Below are 1,446 nucleotides of genomic sequence, written 5' to 3'. Positions count from 1 at the left end.
GGGGGATGTAAATTTTTTGTAAATGCTCAAAAGGATCGAAATTATCTGGTAGTGCTTCTGTGGGCGGCGTCCTTGCTGTAGGCGAAGTCGCATGTGGCGTAAGCGTCCGCCCTGTTGTTACGTCCGATGTTGGGGGTAATTGCCTTCCTAGCTCGTCTCTTGGTGGAATATATGATGGCGTGTTTTCAGACATGCTTAGTCACCTCCATCAAAAATATCTTCAATCACCAATTCCAAGAAATTCGTAGAATCAGCTTTTGCTTGTTCGCCAGCTTCAGTTGTTTTGGTTGGATCTGGCACGGTAATCCCAGGTTCATGTCGTAAGTTATTGCCAAGAGAATCTTTTATTGGATGACCATCAGCATCCTTTGGATCTTCCTGTGTGAGATTTTTGCGAAGGGTAGCAACACTATCATTAATGCCAATTGCTGCTTCTTTAATAGCAATTGGTACTGCAATTACTGCTGCAATAGTTGATGCTTGAGCGCTAGCACCTTGCAAGAAATTAAAGAATTTACCTTGCAAATTTGGCTGTGGATTCATATATCCATAGGCATTTTCAAGAAGTACACCGCCCTTGCGTAGAGCGTTGCCAATTTTACCGACATTGCCGCCAATAACTTCCATACCAGCTGTCAGCACGCCCATCATGTTTGATAGCTGGTTATGCACATTTACCGCCGATTGGTAAATTCTGTTTGCCTTTGCCCAACCTTCACTAATAGTCGCGTAGTTTCCCGCGCCGATGGCATCTTCGATAAGTTGTTTGGCGGTTTTACCAAGGATCGTGCTAATACTTATCGGTTCACCGTTCAATCCCTTGGGCAAGATAAAGCCCGTTACCTGATCGATAATCGCTCCTAGCGTTTGCGCAAGGTCGTTACTCAGCATCACAGCGTTGTGCACTGTAGCAGCGAATGTCATGATATTGAGTGCCGTATTTACCAAAGCGTTGCTGGCAAATGCTGTAATTAGTGCAGTTAGAGCGGTAAATTGTGCTACTAAAAATCCTCTCACGCCACCAACTGCACTAGTTGTCACCGCGTTTACATTCGCCCTAGTTGCGGCGTGTTGTTGTACTATTAATGCTCGCAAGCTTGACACGTCTGCTGGATTCACGTCTCTACCATTCCTTCCCGGTATGCCGGGTAAACCTTGGCGTCCTGTTTGTCCTCTTGGTCCTGGTGCGCCCGGTGTGCCGGGTAAAGTTACAACGGTTGTTACACCGTCTCTGCCGGGCAGTCCTTGTATTCCTTGCAATCCCCTTTCGCCTTGCCTTCCAGGGATGCCAGGTATACCTCGCAGTCCGCGCAGCGATTTTACGCCCTGATAAAGTGCAACAGCAGTTAGCGCTGTCGTCAGTGCCAGACCTGCTTTGCCAAGTGCATCAAGTGCAATACGCTTTGCTTGCTCCCCTATCCCTTGTGCAAGAGAAGCTTTCTGATA

At 47.3% G+C, this 1,446-nt stretch carries 2 protein-coding genes; both read right to left on the bottom strand.

Annotated elements, in window-relative coordinates; all coding sequences use genetic code 11:
- A partial coding sequence (locus AC1F2U_RS34675) for a hypothetical protein (RefSeq protein ID WP_480265267.1) occupies positions 1–193 on the bottom strand: 193 nt, incomplete at its 3' end.
- A gap of 2 nt (positions 194–195) precedes the next feature.
- A partial coding sequence (locus AC1F2U_RS34670; RefSeq protein ID WP_480265266.1) for a collagen-like triple helix repeat-containing protein occupies positions 196–1,446 on the bottom strand: 1,251 nt, incomplete at its 5' end.

This window comes from Nostoc sp. LEGE 12454 (genome assembly GCF_056620565.1).
Note: the sequence above shows the minus strand (reverse complement) of the source record. Positions and strands in the feature narration are given on the sequence as shown.